General features: G+C 70.5%; 10 protein-coding genes. 9 read left to right on the top strand and 1 reads right to left on the bottom strand.

From position 1 onward, the window contains the following. Nucleotides 1-74 precede the first annotated feature (74 nt). The 5 genes from ACU4E7_RS03745 to ACU4E7_RS03725 all read left to right on the top strand — a co-directional run bounded on the left by ACU4E7_RS03745 (nucleotide 75) and on the right by ACU4E7_RS03725 (nucleotide 5,240). Nucleotides 75-689, top strand: a complete 615-nt coding sequence (locus ACU4E7_RS03745; protein ID WP_447020687.1) for a biotin transporter BioY — start codon at nucleotides 75-77, stop codon at nucleotides 687-689. Next, a complete protein-coding gene (gene bioB / locus ACU4E7_RS03740; protein WP_238120384.1) occupies nucleotides 686-1,699 on the top strand; it encodes a biotin synthase BioB in 1,014 nt (337 codons plus the stop codon). The genes ACU4E7_RS03745 and bioB overlap by 4 nt, the downstream gene beginning before the upstream one ends. A 107-nt stretch (nucleotides 1,700-1,806) precedes the next feature. Next, the gene (locus ACU4E7_RS03735) at nucleotides 1,807-2,853 is read left to right on the top strand and encodes an extensin family protein (protein ID WP_447020686.1); all 1,047 of its coding nucleotides are present in this window, start codon (nucleotides 1,807-1,809) and stop codon (nucleotides 2,851-2,853) included. 3 nt (nucleotides 2,854-2,856) lie between these two features. Beyond that, nucleotides 2,857-3,627, top strand: a complete 771-nt coding sequence (locus ACU4E7_RS03730) for a DUF429 domain-containing protein (RefSeq protein ID WP_447020685.1) — start codon at nucleotides 2,857-2,859, stop codon at nucleotides 3,625-3,627. An 89-nt stretch (nucleotides 3,628-3,716) separates the two neighbouring features. After that, the gene (locus ACU4E7_RS03725; protein WP_238120389.1) at nucleotides 3,717-5,240 is read left to right on the top strand and encodes a succinate CoA transferase; all 1,524 of its coding nucleotides are present in this window, start codon (nucleotides 3,717-3,719) and stop codon (nucleotides 5,238-5,240) included. Nucleotides 5,241-5,458: 218 nt separating this feature from the next. Here ACU4E7_RS03725 and ACU4E7_RS03720 read toward each other — a convergent pair whose 3' ends face one another. Then, nucleotides 5,459-6,430, bottom strand: coding sequence for an NAD(P)H-dependent flavin oxidoreductase (locus ACU4E7_RS03720; RefSeq protein ID WP_238120390.1), 972 nt, complete (start codon nucleotides 6,428-6,430; stop codon nucleotides 5,459-5,461). Nucleotides 6,431-7,088: 658 nt separating this feature from the next. On the opposite strand from ACU4E7_RS03720, the gene ACU4E7_RS03715 reads away from it, so the two are divergent. From ACU4E7_RS03715 to ACU4E7_RS03700, 4 genes are all read left to right on the top strand, one after another. Continuing rightward, on the top strand, nucleotides 7,089-7,796 hold the full coding sequence (locus tag ACU4E7_RS03715; RefSeq protein WP_447020684.1) for an ImuA family protein: 708 nt from the start codon (nucleotides 7,089-7,091) through the stop codon (nucleotides 7,794-7,796). Continuing rightward, nucleotides 7,696-9,993: a Y-family DNA polymerase gene (locus tag ACU4E7_RS03710; protein WP_447020683.1), complete on the top strand. Its 2,298-nt coding sequence runs from the start codon at nucleotides 7,696-7,698 to the stop codon at nucleotides 9,991-9,993. Before ACU4E7_RS03715 ends, ACU4E7_RS03710 begins: the two co-directional genes overlap by 101 nt. A gap of 5 nt (nucleotides 9,994-9,998) precedes the next feature. Further along, entirely contained in the window at nucleotides 9,999-13,595 is a 3,597-nt protein-coding gene (locus tag ACU4E7_RS03705) for an error-prone DNA polymerase (RefSeq protein ID WP_447020682.1), read from the top strand. Nucleotides 13,596-13,862: 267 nt separating this feature from the next. Further along, complete coding sequence (locus tag ACU4E7_RS03700; protein WP_238120394.1) at nucleotides 13,863-14,192, top strand: DMT family transporter; 330 nt, start codon at nucleotides 13,863-13,865, stop codon at nucleotides 14,190-14,192. The last annotated feature ends 110 nt before the right edge of the window (nucleotides 14,193-14,302 follow it).

Here is a 14,302-nt window from a genome sequence, read left to right as displayed (position 1 = left end):
GTGCCTTGCTTTTCCGGCCCTATCGTGGATTCATTATAGATAGTTGTAAAAATTATCTATAAATGAGGTTCGGCATGGAGACGGCTCTTTCACAGGAAACTGCGCGCCGCCCGCAGGCGCTGCGGCGGGCGGCGGCGGTGGTGGCGTTGGGGGTCGGCGTGCTCACGCTCAGCGCCAAACTGCATGTGCCGTTCTGGCCGGTGCCGCTGACCTTGCAGACCTTCGCGGTGATGGCGCTCGCTCTCGTGCTGGGCCCGGCGCGCGCCACCGTCACCTTCCTGGCCTATCTGGCCTGTGGGGCGGCGGGGTTGCCGGTGTTTTCCGGCACGCCGGAGCGGGGCCTGGGGCTCGCTTATATGGTCGGGCCCACCGGGGGCTATCTGCTCGGCTTCCTGCTGGCCAGCGGCGTTACCGGGCACCTGGCGCGCCGGTTCGATAGCGCGGGGGCTTCGGCCCGTCGGGCAGGCGCCATCCTTGGTCGCTTCGGGGCCATGCTGGCGGGGCTCGTGGTGGTGTATGCGTGCGGCCTGGCGTGGCTGGGCCTGTTCGTCCCCGCCGGGCGGATCCTGCCGCTGGGCCTGTTCCCCTTCCTTCTCAGCGATCTGATCGACATCGCCGTGCTGGCGCTGGGCCTGGGCCTGTTGCCCGCCGGTCTGCGCGCCCGCCTGCGCGCGGGGCTGGGCCGATGACCCCGGCCGTGCGCGCGCCGGCCGCGGCGCCCCGCTGGACGCTGGCGCAGGCGCGGGCCCTCTACGATCTGCCCTTTCCGGAACTGCTGCTGCAGGCGCAACTGACCCACCGCCAGTCTTTCGATCCGCAGACGGTGGAGACGGCGACGCTGCTCTCCATCAAGACCGGGGGCTGCCCGGAGGATTGCGGCTATTGTGCCCAGAGCGCCCATTGGGACACCGGGGTCCAGGCGTCGAGGCTGATGGCGGTGGAGGCGGTTCTGGCGGAAGCCCGGCGCGCCAAGGCGGGCGGGGCCACGCGCTTCTGCATGGGGGCGGCCTGGCGCGCCCCCAAGGACCGGGACATGGCGGCGCTGTGCGCCATGATCCGCGGCGTGAAGGCGCTGGGCCTTGAGGCTTGCGTGACGTTGGGCATGCTCTCGGCGGCGCAGGTGGCCCGCCTCGCCGAGGCGGGGCTCGACTATTACAACCACAACGTCGACACCTCCCCCGCCTTCTATCCGCAGATCGTTTCCACCCGGACCCTGGAGGATCGGCTGGAGACCCTGGCGCAGGTGCGGTCCGGCGGCATCAGGCTGTGCTGTGGCGGCATCGTCGGCATGGGTGAAGAGGTGGAGGATCGCATCGCCATGCTGGTGCTGCTCGCCGGCCTGGACGAGCCGCCGGAGAGCGTGCCGCTGAACATGTGGACGCCCATCGACGGGGCGCCGGTGATGGACCGGGCCGCGCCGGTGGACCCCATCGCCTTCGTGCGGCTGGTGGCGCTGGCGCGCCTGCTCATGCCGCGCAGCGTGGTGCGGCTCTCGGCGGGGCGCGAGGCCATGAGCGATGAGATGCAGGCGCTCTGCTTCCTGGCGGGCGCCAATTCCATCTTCACCGGCGACACGCTGCTGACGGCGGCCAATCCCGACCGGGACCGGGACGCGGCGCTGCTGCAACGCCTCGGCATGCGCGCGGCGCCTGTCCGCTCGCATGTCACCGCGGCGAGCGAAGAGGCGCCTGCCTGCTGATGCTGGCGTGGATGAGGACACGGCGGCGGAGGGAATCCGCCGTCGGCGGCGGCAAATCGGCTGGTCCTTAACCTGTTCGCAAGATCGCATCGGCCAGTGTGCGGCGCATGATGCGCGGCGTTTCCTGGTATCTTGTCGCTCCGCTCGTGTGCATGGGGCTCCTCACCGGCTGCCGCTTCGGCGATAGCGGCCGTGAGGCCTGGCGCGTCGAGGCCGAGGAGCAGTGCTTGGCGGAGAAGGGCGTGGTGCCTTCCGCCTTCATGGAGCCATTGCCCGCGATTGACGGCAATGGGTCGTGCGGCATGGAGTATCCATTCCGCGTCAGCGCCTTCGCCGAAGGCAATGTCGTGGTGGAACCGTCCGCGCGGCTGGCCTGCCCGGTGATCCGGGAGACCGATGCCTGGGTGAAAGAGGTGGTGGAGCCTGCCGCCCAGGCCTGGCTCGGCCAGCCGGTGGTGGCGATCCGCCAGATGTCGTCTTATTCCTGCCGCACCATGAATGGTCAGGCGGGCGCGAAAATCTCCGAGCACGCCTTTGGCAACGCCCTCGATGTGGGCGCCTTCCGCACCGCCGATGGCCGCTGGATCACGGTGAAGAACGGCTGGAAGGGCACAGCGGAGGAGCGCGGCTTCCTGCTGCAGGTGCAGGCAGGTGCGTGCGAGCGTTTCACCACGGTGCTGGCGCCGGGCTCCAACATCTTCCACTACGACCATATTCATGTGGATCTCATGCGCCACGCCAAGGGTCGCATGATCTGCAAGCCCGCGCCGCGTCCCATGCCGGCGCCCAACGTGCCCCCCATGGCGGCGGCGCCGCCGATGGCGGAACCGGCGGTGATGGCGCCCCAGCAGCAGCCGGAGCCGCTGCCGGTGAAGGCGGAGCCGCCTCCGGTCTACCCGCCCCAATCCTATCCGCCCCAGAGCTATCCCGCGCCGGCCCCCAGCTCGCAGGCGCCGCTGCCGCCGGCCCAATTGCCGCCGGGGTGGGATGTGGGGCCGCAGGGCCTGCGGCCGCCGGGACCCATGTCCTATGCGCCGTCTGCCCATGGCAGCGGGCTGGAAACCGGGTCCATCGCCAAGCGGAAATATTATAACGCCCCCGTTCCCCAGGCTTCGCCCATGCCGTTGCCCCAGGCCAAGCCGGGCGAGGATTGAGTGATGATGCCGTCACGGGCCTTCATCGGCCTCGACGGTTGCCGCGGCGGCTGGATCTGCGCCCGCTGGGATGGTGCCGACGCCCTGCAGCTGAGCCGCATCGCCCGGCTGGAGGACCTGCTCGCCGCCGGCGCGCCGGCGGCGCTCCCCATGATCGCCATCGACATGCCCATCGGCCTGCCGGAAACGGTGGGGCCGAAGGGGCGCACCGCGGAACGGCTGGCGCGGCCGAACCTCGGGCCGCGGCAATCCTCGGTGTTTTCGGTGCCGGCCCGGGCGGCGGTGGAAGCGGGAGTGCGCGCCGGGGTGGACGAGGCGACCCGCTACCGCGCGGCCTGCGCGGCCGCCCGCGCCACATCCAACCCGCCCCGGGCGGTGGCCAAGCAGTGCTTTCACATTTTTCCGAAGATCATGGAAGTGGACGCGCTGCTGCGGTCGCGTCCGGAGCTCTTGCCCTTTGTGCATGAGTGCCATCCGGAAGTGGCCTTCTGGGCCATGAACGGATGCAGTCCCGTGCGCCAGGCCAAGAAGGTGAAGAACCGCCCGAATCCGGCGGGCCTGGATTTGCGCAAGGGCTTGCTGGAGGCCGAAGGTCTGCCGATTGATGCGCTCACAGCGCAAGCCGCCCTTGCGCTCAAGGCAGGGCTGGACGACCTGATCGACGCCTGCGCCTGCGCCTGGACGGCGAAAAGAGTGGCATATGGCAAGGCTTTGCGCTTTCCTGATCCACCGGAACAGGACGCGCATGGCTTGCCCGTCTGCATTACCGCCTGAGGCGACTTTGTCTTAAGTCGAATTCCGATGACGGCGTGACGGTGGGTATGCGCGAACCAACCTAATCGAGGAAACCCCGGGACGACGCCATGCCTCAGGACCGTATTCGCCTCGCCTCTCTGCGCGACAAGATCGTTTCCGCCGAGGAGGCCGCGAGCCTCATCAAGGACGGCATGATCGTCGGCATGAGCGGCTTCACCCGGGCCGGCGAGGCGAAAGCCGTGCCGGTGGCGCTGGCCGCCCGGGCCAAGACCGAGCCGATGAAGATCACCCTCATCACCGGCGCCTCGCTGGGCAACGATCTCGACAAGCAGATGGCGGAAGCCCACCTGTTGTCGCGCCGCATTCCCTTTCAGGCCGATCCCGGCCTGCGCAAGGCCATCAATACCGGCGAGGTGATGTTCGTCGACCAGCACCTGTCCGAGACGGTGGAGCACCTGCGCACCCATCAGCTCGGGCCCATCGACGTGGCGGTGATCGAGGCGGTGGGCATCACCGCGTCGGGCGGCATCGTGCCCACCACCTCGGTGGGCAATTCGGCCACCTTCGCCATTCTGGCGGACAAGGTGATCATCGAGATCAACCTGACCCAGCCGGCGGAGCTGGAGGGGCTGCACGACATCTATATTCCCACCCGCCGCCCGTTCCGCGAGCCGATCCCGGTGGTGGCCCCCGAGAGCCGGGTGGGCCTGCCCTTCATCCCGATCCCGCCGGAGAAGATCGCCGCCATCGTGGTGACGGAGAAGCTCGATTCCGCATCCACCGTGCTGCCGCCGGACCAGGAGACCGCGGCCATCGCCGCGCATCTGATGGAGTTCTTGAAGCACGAGGTGAAGATCGGCCGGCTCACCGAGCGCCTCCAGCCGCTGCAGGCCGGCATCGGCACCATCGCCAACGCGGTCATGCACGGCTTCATCGAGAGCCCGTTCTATGACCTCACCATGTATTCCGAGGTGCTCCAGGATTCGACCTTCGACCTGTTCGACGCCGGTAAGCTGAACTTCGCCTCCGGCTCGTCCATCACCTTGTCGAAGGCCAAGCACGACGAGGTGATGCCGAAGATCACCGATTACAAGTCGCGCCTCATCCTGCGCCCGCAGGAGATCTCCAACCATCCGGAGATCATCCGCCGGCTTGGCATCATCGGCATCAACACCGCGCTCGAGTTCGACATTTACGGCAATGTGAACTCCACCCACGTGGGTGGCACCCACATGATGAACGGCATCGGCGGCTCGGGGGATTTCGCCCGCAACGCTTATCTGTCGGTGTTCGTCACCAAGTCCATCGCCAAGGGCGGGGCCATCTCCTCGGTGGTGCCGTTCGCCAGCCATGTGGACCACACCGAGCACGACGTGGACATCCTCATCACCGAGGTGGGCCTGGCCGACCTGCGCGAGCTGGCGCCGCGGGAGCGGGCGCGGGTGATCATCGACAATTGCGTGCACCCGAGCTTCCGCGACGAAATCGAGGATTATTTCGGTCGCGCGGTGGCCCGGGGCGGGCACACCCCACACCTCATCGAAGAGGCCCTGTCCTGGCATGTGCGGGCCCGCGAGACCGGCTCCATGCATGCGGTGGCGGCCCATAAGGTGGCCGAGCCCGCCGCCTGACGCCATCGGCGCCGGTCTTTGGCCGGCGCCAAGCGGGTCCGCTCAAGCACTGGGCGGGCTTGACCCAAGGTCCCCATGAGTCATGCTCATGACCCTTGGACATGGATCCTCCCGGGCCGCGCAGAACTTGTGCCGCGCGGCCACGGTCTGGCCGGAGAGCTTGGTCTCTCCGGCTTTTTTTGTGCCGGTGGCCTGGCGCCCAAGCGCCGCGCGGGAGATCAGGAGACGGCGGCGATGTCCGGGTGGCGCTTGCGGGCGGCTTGGCGGGCGCTCACCGCGGCGAGGGCGGCGTCATATTCGCGGGCGAGGCGGGCGCACAGATCCGCGGCGGCGGGAATATCGGTGATGGCGCCCACCCCGTGCCCGGCCGACCACACGTCCCGCCAGGCCTTGGCCTCGTTGCCCATGTCCAGATTGCCGTGGCGGACGAGGTTGGCGGGATCGAGCCCGGCGCGCACTAGGGACGGCTTCATGAAATTGGCGTTCACCCCGGAGATGGCGTCCGTATAGATGATGTCCTCGGCGGCGGCGGCGAGCATCATCTGCTTGAAGTCCTCGGCGGCGAGGCTCTCGCGGGTGGCGATGAAGCGGGTGCCCAGATAGGCGAGGTCGGCGCCCATCACCTCGGCGGCGGCGATATGGGCGCCGGTGGACATGGCGCCGGACAGGATCAGGGTCTTGTCGAACACGCGGCGGATCTCGCCGAGCAGCGCGAACGGGCTCAGGGTGCCGGCATGGCCGCCGGCGCCGGCGCACACGGCGATGATGCCATCCACCCCCGCCGCGGCCGCCTTCTCCGCGTGGCGGCGGCTGATGACATCATGGAACACCAGCCCGCCATAGCTGTGCACCGCATCCACCACCTCGCGCGCGGCGCCGAGGGAGGTGATGACGATCGGCACCTTCTTCTCCACCGTCACCGCCAGGTCCGCCTCCAGGCGGGTGTTGGTCTTGTGGACGATGAGGTTGACGCCGAACGGTGCGCTGCCGGAAGGGGGCGCGGTGCGGGCGGCGATGTCGTCGAGCCAGTCGCGATAAAGCGCGGTGCTGCGGGCATTCAGGGCCGGAAAGGTGCCGACGATGCCACCGCGGCAGGTCTCGGTGACGAGGTCCGGCCCCGAGACCAGGAACATGGGGGCGGCGATGGCGGGCACGGCCAGGCGGCCGTGGAACAGCGCGGGCAGGGACATCTGTTTCCTCTCCATGGCGGCATGCCGGATGGCCGCCGCGCGGGTGTTCTGCTTCAGGAGCCTGCCGTTTCCGGGTCCGGTATCGGGGCGGCAGGTTGCTCCGATCCACCTTTGCTTCCAGGTTCACCTATAGGTGAAGCGCTTGTCAATTGAGGGAGTGGCGGGGCGTTTACCATGGGCGGGACGAGAGCCTTGACTCCCGCCTCGGGTTCCGGAATCTATCTAGAACAAATAGTGAACACGAGGCGGTTGGGCCGTCATGAGCATTCCGCGCGCATCCCGCACCGCGGCCGATCTCGCGCGTTTGCGCGGCATCATTTCCGCCATCGAGCGCGGCGTTACCCCGCCGTCCCGGACGCAGGAGCTGCCACAGACCCGGGCCCCGATCCAAGGGACGATCGGTGGAGCGATCGGTGGCGGGCCGGTGGCCCAGGCGACGGCGGAGCTGGTGGCCGGCTCTGAAGGCGGCATGTGTGCCGCTTCAACACCCCCACCCCCTCAGCCGGACGCGGGCGATGGGCACAGCCCATCAGGGCGCCCCGGACCTGCCGGGGAAGGTGGCGCCCCGCCTCGGTCCCCGGTGCCTGCGGTTCCGGCCGCCATCGCGCCCCCCCGGCCCTTCGGTGACCCGCCTCCGCTCGCTTTGGGCGTGCCGGCCGTGGATGGGGCGCTCGGCGGCGGGTTCCGGTGGGGCGCGCTGCACGAGGTGGCGGCCGGGCCGGGGGAGGAGGGGGCGCTCAGCGCCTTCGCCCTCGCCCTGGCGGCGCGGGGCGCGCGGGCGCTCCGGCGCCCGGTGCTGGTGGTGCAGCAGGCGTTCGCCCAGTGGGAGGCGGGGGCGCTCTACGGCCCGGGGCTGGCGGCGCTGGGCCTGCCGCCGGAGGCGCTGCTGCTGGTGCGCGTGCCACGCCCGCAGGATGTGATGTTCGTGATGGAGGAGGGGTTGAAATGCGCGGGTCTGTCGGTGGTGCTGGGGGAAGTGCTGTCGCCGGTGCCGGAGGCGCTCACCGCCACCCGGCGTCTCTCCCTCGCCGCGCGCGGCTCCGACCGGCTCGGCCTTCTGGTGCGCCACAAGGCGGACCCGGCCCCCTGCGCGGCGCTCACCCGCTGGCGTATCCGCACCCGGCCGAGTCCGGCCCAGGACGGCTTCGGCGGCCTCGGTGCGCCGTGCGTCTGCGCCCGCCTCACTCGCAACCGCTTCGGCCCCCTCGGGGAATGGCCGCTGCGCATCGAGGCGGACGGGTTCCGGCTGGTCGGGGAGGCCGGGCATGAGCGCGCCCCATCCGACCCCGGCGGCCGGGCGGCGCTACCTGGGCCTCGTCCTGCCCCATCTCGCCACCGACCGGATCGAACGGTCGTTGTCGCCTGAGGCACGGCTGGCGCCCCGGGTGGTGGTGGCGCTGCAGCAGGGCACGCTGCGGCTCATCGCCGGCAATGGGGCGGCCACTGCCCTCGGGCTTGAGCCCGGCCTCACCCTGGCCGACGCGCGGGCGCGCCATCCCGAGCTGGAGGTGAGTGAGGAGGCGCCGCGGGCGGTGGCCCGACTGCTCGCTCAGCTGGCGGATGCCTGTGAGCGCTATACCCCCCTCATCGCCCTGGAAGGGCGCGACGGGCTGCTGCTGGACGTCACCGGCTGCACCCATCTGTTCGGCGGCGAACAGGGGCTGGTGCGCGATCTGCTGCGGCGGGTGGCGGGCGCCGGCCTCACCGGACGGGCGGCACTGGCGGCCACCGCCGGCGCCGCCTTCGCCCTCGCCCGCTTCGCCGCCGGCCGGGGCGGCGTGGTGGTGCCGCCGGACGAAGACCTCGGCGCGGTGCTGGCGCCCTTGCCGCTTGCTGCCTTGGGCCTTGAGCCGGCGCGGGTGGACAGCCTCGCCCGGCTCGGCTTCCGGCGGATCGACGACGTGCGCGCCGCCCCCCGCGCACCGCTGGCCGCCCGCTTCGGGGCGGAACTGCTGCGCCGTCTCGACGAAGCCCTGGGGCGGGCGCCCATGGCGGTGGATTATCGCTTTCCCCCGCCGGCCTTCTGCGTCGAACGGGCGCTGCCGGAACCGGTGGAGCGGGTGGAGGACGTGCTGGGCCTTGCCACCCATCTCGCCACCACTTTGTCCGGCGCGCTGGAGCGGCACGGGGTGGGCGCGCGGCGGCTGGATCTCACCTTGTTCCGGGTGGATGGCAAGGTAACGCGGCTCGCCATCGGCACCAGCCGGCCGCTGCGGGAGCCTGAGGCCATCCGCCGCCTGTTCGCGGAGAAGGTGGCGACCCTGTCCAGCCTGGAGCCCGGCTTCGGCTTCGAGCTGCTGCGCCTCGCCGTGCGCGAGACCGGACCGCTCACGGCCCAGCAGGACGGCTTCGGCGCCGAGCCCGATCGCGCGGCGGCCTTGGATGGCCTGATGGACCGCCTCGCCATCCGCTTCGGCGCCCCCCAGGTGCAGCGCCTCGTGCCGGCCGACCGCCACCTGCCGGAAGAGGCCTGCCCCCCGGTGCCGGCGCAGGGCCGGCGCGGCTGGGCCGAGGCCGCCGCCGCTCTGGCCCTGCCTCCGGCTGGGGCGGCCATGGCGCCAGGGATGGCCTCATGGGCGATGGCCTCATGGGCGATGGCTTCATGGGCGGATGATCCGCCCGCCGCCGTCCCGTTCCGGCCGCCGGCGGCATCCACCCTCGCACCGGTGCGGTCGGGGGAGCAGGAGCTCGTTCCTGAGCCGGTGTCACGAGGGGGGCGGCTGTCGGCCGTATCCCAACCTGCGCGCATCGGTGGGTGGGAAGAGAATGGGGTGTCGACGGAGGATGGGGCGGCTGCAGAGGGCCGGGCGTTGCTGCGGATGATTGGCCCGGGCGCTGGTGCTGCTCCTGCAGCGGCGGAAGCTGTGGCTTTTCCCCCGCCCCAACCCTCCCCCGCAAGCGGGAGAGGGAGCGGTGGTGCGACGGCGGAGGGGGCGGCTGCAGAGGACCGGGCGTTGCTGCGGGTGATTGACCCGGGCGCTGGTGCTGCTCCTGCAGCAGCGGAAGCTGTGGCTTTTCCCCCGCCCCAACCCTCCCCCGCAAGCGAGAGAGGGAGCGGTGGTGCGGAGGGGGATGAGGCGGATGCAACAGGCCGGGCGCCGTTGCGGGCGATTGGGCCGGGCGCTGCTGTGGCTTCTGTCGACGTGGGACGGATGGCTGCGCGGCCATCCCAACTGTTTCTCGCCGGTGGGGGCGGGAACTGTGATGCGGATGGGGCGATCTTCAGGGAGTCCTGGCGTGCGGAAGAAGAGTGCCCCGACCTGGCCGGGCCGGCGCGGCCGCTGCGGCTTCTGGAGGCGCCGGAGCCGGTGGAGGCGGTGGCCGAGGTGCCCGATGGGCCGCCCATCCGCTTCCGCTGGCGGCGCCAGCTGCACCCGGTGGTGCGGGCGGAGGGGCCGGAGCGCATCGCCGCCGAATGGTGGCGCGCGGCGGGAGATCTGCCCACCCGCGACTATTTCCGGGTCGAGACCGCCAGCGGCCATCGCTTCTGGCTGTTCCGCGCCGGCCTCTACGGGCGGGAGGCCGGCCGGCCGACCTGGTTCCTCCACGGCCTGTTCGGGTGAGCACCATGGCCCCGCCGCTTCCTTTCCGTTCCGCGCCCACCCCGCCGCGCCCGCCGCAGGCGCCGCCGTCGTTCGTGGAACTGGCGGTCACCACTAATTTCTCGTTTCTGCGGGGCGGCTCCCATCCGGAGGAATATGTGGCGACCGCCGCCGCTCTCGGCCATGCGGGCATCGGCATCGCCGATCACAACACTCTGGCGGGGGTGGTGCGGGCCCATGCCATGGCCAAATCCCGCGGGGTGCGGCTGGCGGTGGGTGCGCGCCTGGTGTTTGCCGACGGCACGCCGGACATTCTCGCTTACCCTGAGGATCGCGCCGCCTATGGCCGCCTGTGCCGTCTGCTCACCACCGGCAACATGCGGGCGGCCAAGGGCGATTGCCTGCTCACCGGCGCCGACCTCATGGAATGGGCCGAAGGCCTCTGCCTCGCGGTGATGCCGCCGCGCCGCCTGCCGGAGGCGTTCGGCCCGTTCCTGACCAATCTCCAGGCGGCCACCTCCGGCCGGGTGTGGCTGGCGGCGCCCATGATCCTCGCGGGGGACGATGCCCGCCGGCTCGCCCGGCTCCAGGCGGTGGGGGCGAAGGCGGGCGTGCCGCTGCTCGCCACCTGCGACGCGCTCTATCACGATGCCGACCGCCGGCCGCTGCAGGATGTGCTCACCGCCATCCGCGCCCACGTGACCCTGGATGGCGCCGGCCGCCGCCTCGCCGCCAATGCCGAGCGGCACCTGAAGCCGGCGGCGGAGATGGCCCGGCTCTATCGCGCCGCGCCGGAGGCGGTGGCGGAGACGGCCGCCTTTCTCTCCCGCCTGCATTTCTCGCTGGATGATCTGAAGCCGACCTACCCGCGCGAGGCGCGGGCGGGGTTCGAAAGCCCCCAGGCGGCGCTGGAGGCCCTCGCCTGGGCCGGGGCGCGGGCCCATTATCCCGCCGGGGTGCCGCCCAAGGTGGAGGGGGCGCTGCACCATGAGCTCGCCCTCATCGGCAAGCTCGCCTATGCGCCCTATTTCCTCACCGTGCATGAGATCGTGGGGTTTGCCCGCGGCGCCGGCATCCTGTGCCAGGGGCGGGGGTCAGCGGCGAATTCGGCGGTGTGCTTCTGCATCGGCATCACCGATGTGGACCCCATGAAGAGCGATCTTCTGTTCGAGCGCTTCATCTCCGAGGAGCGGGGCGAGCCGCCGGATATCGACATCGATTTCGAGCATGAGCGGCGCGGCGAGGTGCTGGCCTTCATCTATCGCCGCTACGGCGCCGCCCATGCCGGGCTCGCCGCTACCACCACCACCTATCGCTCCCGCTCGGCGGTGCGCGAGGTGGGCAAGGCGTTCGGCCTGTCGGAGGATCTGGTGGGAGCGCTGGCCGGCACCATCTGGGGCTGGTCCTCCGGCGGGGTGAAGGCGGAGGAGGCGCGGCGCATCGGCCTGGATCCCGACGAGCCGCGCCTCGCCCGGGTGCTGGAGATGACCCGCGCCCTCATCGGCTTTCCGCGCCACCTCTCCCAGCATGTGGGCGGCATGGTGGTGACCCACGACCGGCTGGACGAGACCGTGCCGCTCACCCGTTCGGCCATGGATGAGCGCCCCATCATCGAATGGAACAAGGACGATCTGGAAACCGTGGGCCTGCTCAAGGTGGACATCCTGGCCCTGGGCATGCTGACGGCGGTGCAGAAATGCTTCGGCCTGCTGAAGCGGCATTATGGGGTGGAAATGGCCCGCATCGGCGATGCGCCGTTCGACGATCATCGGGTCTATGCCATGCTGCAGCGGGCGGATTCCATCGGCGTGTTCCAGGTGGAAAGCCGCGCCCAGCAGACCATGCTGCCGCGCCTGAAGCCCAAGGAGTTCAAGGATCTGGTGGTGGAGGTGGCGATCGTGCGGCCGGGGCCGATCCAGGGCGGCATGGTGCATCCCTATCTGCGGCGCCGGCAGGGGCTCGATCCGGTGTCCTATCCCTCTCCGGAGCTGCGGCAGGTCCTGGAGCCGACCCTCGGGGTGCCGCTGTTCCAGGAGCAGGCCATGCAGATCGCCATGGTGGGCGCCGGCTTTTCCGCCGGCGAGGCCGATGCCCTGCGCCGGGCCATGGCCACCTTCAAGCGGGTGGGCACCATCGGCCGCTTCCACGACAAGCTCATCGCCGGCATGCTCGGGAACGGCTACACGCGGGAGTTCGCCGAAAGCCTGTGGCGGCAGATCGAGGGGTTCGGCTCCTATGGCTTTCCGCGCTCCCATGCGGAGAGCTTCGCCCTCATCGTCTATGCCTCGGCCTGGCTGAAGTGCCATTATCCCGATGTGTTCGCCGCCGGCCTTCTCAATGCCTGGCCCATGGGCTTCTACGCCCCCGCCCAATTGGTGCGCGACGCCCAGGAGCACGGGGTCGCGGTGCGCCCGGTGGATGTGAACGCCTCCCATTGGGATCACACGCTGGAGGCGGAGGAGGGGGGCGCCGAGGCGCGTTCGCCTCTCCAGACCGCGTCTTTCCCCCTCCAGACCGCCTCCTTCCCCCTCCCCAACCCTCCCCCGCAAGCGGGAGAGGGGGCTGCCGTGTCGGAAAAAGAGAGGGAGGCGGGGGACAGGGAGCGGGGCGAGAGGAGGCCGGGGGCGTTTGGGTGTCGACAGGGTGCGGACCCGGGGCGAACCGAAGCGGAGGGCGCCGGGACGCAGCGATCCACACCGGTTCGAAGTCCTGGGGGCGCCGGGGAGCCGTCGGCGGCGGTGCGGCGGCTGCAGCCACGCCATGGCGCCATGGCGGGAGATATCCGCACCACCCATGCGCTGCGGCTCGGGCTGCGGCAGGTGGAGGGGCTGAAAGAGGAGGAAATGCGCCGGCTGGTGGCGCTGCGCGGCGCCGGCTACGATTCCGTGCGCGACCTGTGGCTGCGCACCGGCCTGCCGCCGTCCACGTTGGAAAAACTGGCGGATGCCGATGCCTTCCGCTCCCTCGGGCTCGATCGCCGGGCCGCGTTGTGGGCGGTGAAGGGGCTGCGCCGCGCCGGCGACAAGGACGACCTGCCCCTGTTCCGTGCCGCCGCGACCCCGCGTGAGCCCGATGTGGACCTCGCCGCCTTGCCGCCGGGGGCGCAGGTGGTGGCCGATTATCGGCACATGAAACTGTCCCTGAAGGCCCATCCGCTGGCCTTCCTGCGGCCGGAGCTGGAACGGCGCGGGGTGACCCCGGCGGCGCGGCTGCCGGCATTGGCCAGCGGCCGGCGGCTGACCCTGGCCGGCCTGGTGCTGGTGCGCCAGCGCCCGGGCACCGCCAGCGGCGTCATCTTCATGACCCTGGAGGACGAGGCGGCCTGGGCCAATGTCATCGTCTGGCCCCGGGTGTTCGAGGCGTTCCGCCCGCAGGTGCTGGGGGCGCGGCTGGTGATGGTGTCGGGCCGGCTGCAGAATGAACAGAGCGTCATTCACCTGGTGGCCGAGAAGGTGGAGGATTGGAGCCCGCTCCTGGAGCGTCTGGGCGAGCGTGGCGCCGACCTGCCCGTCGCCGCCCCGGCCGACGAAGGCCGGCGCGGCCCCGATGCCGGGCGCAGCCGTGCCGCGCGCATCCGGGAGAACCCCGGTGCCGCTTTGCCGCGCGGGCGCAATTTCCATTGAGCGCTGAGGCCTCGGCCGGCGTACCCCCCGTCGGGTGCCAGGCCCCGTTCAGCTCTGGAAGACGCGCCGCTGGAGGGGGATGGCCGGACGAGGCGGAGCACTGTCACCGCGCCGGGATGCCGCCTGGCGGAGCGCGCGTCTCAACCCCGATCCAAAGCGTGTGATTTCTCTCCCGCGGCACTGATTTTCCTGTATGGAAAATAAGTTCAAGCCTCGCCGCTGCGAAGCCCACGGGCGGTGCGCCGTTCAGCATGAGATTGCCGGGACATGACCTATCTCTATCTCGCCATCGCCATCCTTGCGGAGGTCATCGCCACCTCGGCGCTCAAGTCCACCGCCGGCTTCACCCGGCTGCTGCCCTCGCTGGTGGTGGGGGCGGGCTATGTGGTGGCGTTCTATTTCCTGGCGCTGACCGTGCGCGACCTGCCGGTGGGCATTGTCTATGCCATCTGGTCGGCGGCGGGGATCATCCTGGTGGCGGGCTTCGCCTGGATCTATTACGGCCAGGCGCTGGATACGGCGGGGCTGATCGGCCTCGGCCTCATCATCGCCGGGGTGCTGGTGGTCAACCTGTTCTCGAAAACCGCCGTTCATTAGGGCGTTCCTGTGCGCGCTCATAAAATCTGCAGGCCCATAAAATCTGCAGGCCCATAAAATCTGCACGTCCATGAAAAAAGGCGGCATCCTCAGGACACCGCCTTTCATCG

This window comes from Xanthobacter sp. ZOL 2024 (assembly GCF_052932325.1).
Note: the sequence above shows the minus strand (reverse complement) of the source record. Positions and strands in the feature narration are given on the sequence as shown.

What these genes read in the sequence shown, in the direction of transcription:
- ACU4E7_RS03730 (WP_447020685.1), top strand. Translation starts at nt 2,857, where the DNA reads ATGATGCCGTCACGGGCCTTCATCGGCCTCGACGGTTGCCGCGGCGGC.
- bioB (WP_238120384.1), top strand. Translation starts at nt 686, where the DNA reads ATGACCCCGGCCGTGCGCGCGCCGGCCGCGGCGCCCCGCTGGACGCTG.
- ACU4E7_RS03720 (WP_238120390.1), bottom strand. Translation starts at nt 6,430, where the DNA reads ATGTCCCTGCCCGCGCTGTTCCACGGCCGCCTGGCCGTGCCCGCCATC.
- ACU4E7_RS03710 (WP_447020683.1), top strand. Translation starts at nt 7,696, where the DNA reads ATGAGCGCGCCCCATCCGACCCCGGCGGCCGGGCGGCGCTACCTGGGC.
- ACU4E7_RS03725 (WP_238120389.1), top strand. Translation starts at nt 3,717, where the DNA reads ATGCCTCAGGACCGTATTCGCCTCGCCTCTCTGCGCGACAAGATCGTT.
- ACU4E7_RS03745 (WP_447020687.1), top strand. Translation starts at nt 75, where the DNA reads ATGGAGACGGCTCTTTCACAGGAAACTGCGCGCCGCCCGCAGGCGCTG.
- ACU4E7_RS03705 (WP_447020682.1), top strand. Translation starts at nt 9,999, where the DNA reads ATGGCCCCGCCGCTTCCTTTCCGTTCCGCGCCCACCCCGCCGCGCCCG.
- ACU4E7_RS03735 (WP_447020686.1), top strand. Translation starts at nt 1,807, where the DNA reads ATGATGCGCGGCGTTTCCTGGTATCTTGTCGCTCCGCTCGTGTGCATG.
- ACU4E7_RS03700 (WP_238120394.1), top strand. Translation starts at nt 13,863, where the DNA reads ATGACCTATCTCTATCTCGCCATCGCCATCCTTGCGGAGGTCATCGCC.